Below are 4,848 nucleotides of genomic sequence, written 5' to 3' on the forward strand. Positions count from 1 at the left end.
AGAGACATCGACCACCTCCTCGGCCTCACCGGCACCACGATCCCGCACCCCAGAAATCGGCAGATACACGGCTGAGACAGGTGAAAACGACCTCTGACTGCCTGTTTCGTTTCCCCTCCGGGGGCTGGGCGGAGGACCTAGGCTTGGCCGGGGTCGAAGGGCTCCGAGAAGGCTGTGGAGAGGGTCTGTCGGGCTTGCGGGGACCGGCTTAGGCCGGGTGCCAGGCCGGAGGCAGTGTTCTGCTCGGCGGCCTGTCGTTCCAGGCAGTGGCGGGTCGAGCGGCGGCTGCGCCGGCGTCTTGCCGCGGTGCAGGGCGGGGTTGGCGAGGGCCGGTGTCTCGAGTGCGGGGCTCGCTGGATCGCGGGGGTAGACCGGCGGTTCGCGGCCGTGTATTGCTCGCCGAAGTGCAAGGTGAGGGCCTGGCGGCAGCGGAACGATCCGTTCGTGGAACGGTCACAGTAACCGCAACGCGAACGCATCAGTTGTCCAACTTTGGCCAGTTCACTTTCCCGTCAATCATTGCGATCTTCCTATTTGTAGTCTGACTCTCGGTGACGAGCGGGCTTTGTACCGTTGCGGCAGGGAGATGGCCGTGCCAGGGTCCGCGCTGGGTGGTGACACACCATGCCTGAGGACAACGAGAAGATCGGAAGCGTCAGCCCCTCGCGATACGAACAGATCGTGACCGAGCTCCGCGAAGTCGTCGACCAGCACTCCCGCGGCCAGTTCACGATCGGTGACCGAGCCCTGGAAATCGAACCCTCCCGGCCCCGCGACGGGGCCCGGCCCGAGGGCGGATGGTCCGTCAAGGAGTCGTTGACCCGGCTCGCCGAGGACATCGGCCTGAAGTACAGCACCGTCAACAACGCCCGCTGGGTCTCGTCCCGCTGGCCCAAGGAACACCGCCAGAGGGGCGTCCCCTTCACCGTCTACCGGATCCTGGCGAGCATCGAGAACGAGACCGAGCGATTCACGCTCGTGAAACAGCCCCCGGCCGGCAAGCCCCGATGGACTGCGGACGACGCGAGCCGCGTGCTCGGCGGGCAGGTCGAGAACCCGGTCTCCAAGCAGGAGAAGATCAGCGCGATCCACGCCCTGGCCCAGGACGAGGAAGTCGCCGCGGTCATCACCACCGACCTGCTCCGCCGGCCCGCGGTCTCGGCGCAGGTCGCCGTCGAGGACCGGGTCAGGGTGGTCGAGGAGTTCACCCGCGACGAGGCCGTCGCCGCGACCGCGGTCACCGGCCTGCTCAGGCGCCCGGACGTCGCCTTCCGGGCCATGAGTGACGACACCGCCCGCCACCAGGTTAACCACGCCCAGGTCGAACGAGGCCGCCAGGCCCGCGAGAACTTCGAACGGACCAGTCCCGTCGCACCGGCCGTCAAGCAGATCAACCGCACGGTCGAGTTCCTGGACCTGGTCACCGCCTGCCACTCTTTCGTCGCCGCAGCCGGCCGGGCCGTCCTTGGGCTGCGGGACCGCCAGCTGACCGAGGACGAGCAGGGCATCGTCCACCAGAACATCGCCAAGGTGTGGGCCACCCTCGACTGGATCGAGAACGCCGTCGACACCGGCAAGGTCGACATGGACGACGAGCTCGCCGCCCTTCTCCGAGGCCAGTAGCCATGCCCCGCGCCTCACGGCGCCGGGGCGACGCCGCTCTGCGGCACGCCGACACCCTCCGGTTCGTGCTCTTCGAAGCACGCCCGGCAGGACTCCTCTTCCACCAGCTCACCCGCGCCAGCGACCTCACCCCCAGCCAGGTGAGGTCCGGGCTGGCCGCCCTGCGGGACGTCATCGCGGACCACGGATGGCCCCCGCTGATCTGGACCAGGTCTGACGGCTACCAGCTCGGAGCCGAACGGGCCGCTCTGGAAGCCTACGAACGGAAGGTGATCAAGGAGAAGCTCACCGAGTTCCGCCGGTTCATCACCGGCACCGTCGCACCCCACGCAGCCACCCACCCGGGCGACAAGTGGGTCCGCCACATCACCGCCCAGCTCAACTCCATCGAATCCACCCTCGACCTCGTCAACAGCTACTGACCCCCCGCCGCCCGGGGCCCTGCCGAAGGCCGGGCCCCGGGCAGCACAGGCTTGAAGGCCAGCCGCCATGCGCCGACGCCGCTACCCCTCCAACACCACCGACGCCGAATGGGCCCTGCTCGAACCCCTACTGCCCGTCCCGGCCTGCGAAACCACCGTCGGCGGCCGGCCCGAGAAACACGACCGGCGCGAGATCGTCGACGCGATCCGCTACGTCGTCGACACCGGCTGCAAATGGCGGGCCCTGCCGGCGGACTACCCGCCCTGGCGGACCGTCTGGGGGTTCATGGCCCGCTGGGCCGCCTGCGGTGTCATCACCCAGATCCGCGACGTCCTCGCGCACCCAATCCGCCGCGACATGGGCAAAGGCCCCCGTGCGGTCGCCACCGTCATCGACTCCCAGTTTGTCAAAGCCGCCGAGACCGTCGGCAAGGACTCACGCGGGTACGACGCGGGCAAGAAAATCAACGGCCGCAAACGCCACATGGTCGTCGACACCCGCGGCCCTCCCCTGCTCGTCATGGTCACCCCCGCCGACCTCCACGACAGCCAAGCGGCCAAGGAAGTCCTCTTCCGCCTCCGACTCATGCACCCCGAGATCACCATCGTCTGGGCGGACTCCGCCTACGCGGGCAAGCTCGTGACCTGGGCAAAGAAGTACCTCAACCTGACGATCAAGACCATCAGCAGACCCAAGGACACCTCCGGCTTCGTCATCCTGCCCCGCCGCTGGGTCGTGGAACGAACCTGGTCCTGGATGATGCGGGCCCGCCGACACGCACGCGACTACGAACGGCTCATCCAGCACTCCGAAACCCTCATCACCTGGGCAGCCATCACCCTCATGACCCGCCGGATCACCAAGACACGCAAGCCCCCCGAGCGGTACTCACCCGTGTTCTGACCAGGTCCGATAAGGCACCCACACCGCCTACACATAGTGGTGTTCCCCGAGGCCCTCTACCAACCTGGATCACTTCTCAGGTACCGGACCACTCCACAGAACATCACCCGCAATGGAGATCAACACGGCCCCGACGCCACTCCGGCCTGGCTAGGGGCTGACGAGGTAGCGGGCGAGGCAGACGTCCCGGCCGGTGGATGGTTGGTCGCACTCGCCGGCTGCGACCAGCCGGTTCGGGGTCTGCAGGGCGATGTCGAAGATCTCGTCGTCCGCCTCGCCCGGCGCGGTCCTGGTGATGACGAAGCCGTCGCGGCCGAAGCCGCGGTCCAGGGAGCCGTCTTCGCGGAAGCGGGCAAGGAGGAAGTCGCTGTCCACGGCGAACTCGGTGGGAGCGGTGCTACCGCCGGCGAGGATGCGGCCGTCCGGCTGAAGCGCGAGCCCGGCCAGGTCCTCGTCGGTGCTGCCGGGGCCGACGTTGGCAAGTACCTTCCCCGCGTTGCCGAAGCGGGGGTCAAGGGATCCGTCCGGGCGGTAACGGGCGAGTGCCAGGTCGAAGCGACCGTCGGCGTCCGCGGAGCCGCCCGCGAGGATCCGATGGTGCCGGTCGATAACGACGCTTTCCGCCAGGTCGAGGCCGTCGTTCGCCGCCATGGGCGTGACGACCACGCCTGGCCGGGGGGTGCCGGAGCCGAAGGAGGGGTCCAGGGTGCCGTCGTGGAGGTAGCGGGCGACGGCGAAGCTCGTGCCTCCCCGGGCAGATGGGAGGGTGGCCGAGCCGGCGGCAACGATGCGACCACGGGTGTCGAGGGTGATGTCCCGGAGCTGGTCGCGGCCGCCCTCGATGTCGGTCACAACGGTGCCGGGGCGGGGCCCGGAACGGTTGAAGGAGCGGTCGAGGCGCCCGTCGGGCAGGTAGCGTACGAGGGCGAAATCGCGGCCGTCCGCGTCCTCGCCGATGCTGGCGTAGCCGGCCACCACGATGCGTCCGTCGTGTTGGACGCGCAGGGCCTGGGCCTCGTCGTCATGAGGGGTGAGCGCCGTCACGACCCTCCCCCTGGTGCCGAAGGTACGGTCTAGGCTGCCGTCGGGCAGGTATCGGGCGACTGCGAAGTCCTCCCCGCCGTCCGCGGTGGCGACGTGACCGGCCGCGACGATCTTTCCGTCCTGCTGTACGGCCAGCCGCCAGATGTGCTCGTCATCGCCACCCATATCGGACATTGGGGTGAGGACGATGCCGCCGGATCCGAAGGAGCGGTCCAGCCGCCCGTCCGGGGTGTAGCGCGCGATCCGCCACTGGAAGCCGCCGGCCGCTTCGCCCAGGTCCGAGGAGCCAGTCACCAGGATGCGGCGTCGGCTGTCGATTGCCAGCCCGTTCTGGTAGTCCGTGTTCCCATTGGGCGCAACCGCGGTCCGGACGATCCCGCCCAGCCCGAACTTCGGGTCGAGTGAACTGTCGGCGTTTCCGTTGCCCGCGAACGCGGTCGGGGCCGGCAGCACGGCGGCTGCGGTCACGGCTGCCAGGACGGCCCGCGCGGGAACGCGGCGGAGCAGATGCCATGTGCGCATCAGGGGCCCTTCTCCTGTTCCTTGAAGCACCGGCCCCCCAGCGGGCGATCCTCACACGGCTCCATGCACCCACGCCGCACCACGCCGTGGCGGCGGCGTTAGAGGACCGTTTCGGCCCTGGTTACCTGCGTGGCCCACAGCGCCATCGGGCTGGAACACCTCTCAGCCGTCTGACCACTGTCACCGAACGTCACCCGCAACCGAGATGAGCACGGTCTGGGCTTGAAAACAGGTTCTGAGAGGTCGTTTTCACCTGTCTCAGCCGTGTATCTGCCGATTTCTGGGGTGCGGGATCGTGGTGCCGGTGAGGCCGAGGAGGTGGTCGATGTCTCT

Annotated in this window: 3 protein-coding genes and 1 pseudogene; 3 read left to right on the forward strand and 1 reads right to left on the reverse strand. The window is 68.6% G+C overall.

The features are described 5' to 3' along the window. The first annotated feature begins 624 nt into the window (after positions 1-624). From ACQKM2_RS40600 to ACQKM2_RS40610, 3 genes and pseudogenes are all read left to right on the forward strand, one after another. Entirely contained in the window at positions 625-1,623 is a 999-nt protein-coding gene (locus ACQKM2_RS40600; protein WP_427719182.1) for a DUF6192 family protein, read from the forward strand. A 2-nt stretch (positions 1,624-1,625) separates the two neighbouring features. Then, positions 1,626-2,045: a RacP protein gene (locus tag ACQKM2_RS40605; RefSeq protein ID WP_427719185.1), complete on the forward strand. Its 420-nt coding sequence runs from the start codon at positions 1,626-1,628 to the stop codon at positions 2,043-2,045. 67 nt (positions 2,046-2,112) lie between these two features. After that, positions 2,113-2,913, forward strand: a pseudogene (locus tag ACQKM2_RS40610) (IS5 family transposase); the annotation flags it as partial. A 186-nt stretch (positions 2,914-3,099) separates the two neighbouring features. Here ACQKM2_RS40610 and ACQKM2_RS40615 read toward each other — a convergent pair. Further along, complete coding sequence (locus ACQKM2_RS40615; protein WP_427719186.1) at positions 3,100-4,515, reverse strand: delta-60 repeat domain-containing protein; 1,416 nt, start codon at positions 4,513-4,515, stop codon at positions 3,100-3,102. Positions 4,516-4,848: the final 333 nt, after the last annotated feature.

Source organism: Streptomyces sp. NPDC004126 (assembly GCF_050275515.1).
Lineage (GTDB): Bacteria > Actinomycetota > Actinomycetes > Streptomycetales > Streptomycetaceae > Streptomyces.

Excerpts from the sequence above, each read along its gene's own strand:
- ACQKM2_RS40600 (WP_427719182.1), top strand. The coding sequence starts at position 625 with ATGCCTGAGGACAACGAGAAGATCGGAAGCGTCAGCCCCTCGCGATAC.
- ACQKM2_RS40605 (WP_427719185.1), top strand. The coding sequence starts at position 1,626 with ATGCCCCGCGCCTCACGGCGCCGGGGCGACGCCGCTCTGCGGCACGCC.
- ACQKM2_RS40615 (WP_427719186.1), bottom strand. The coding sequence starts at position 4,515 with ATGCGCACATGGCATCTGCTCCGCCGCGTTCCCGCGCGGGCCGTCCTG.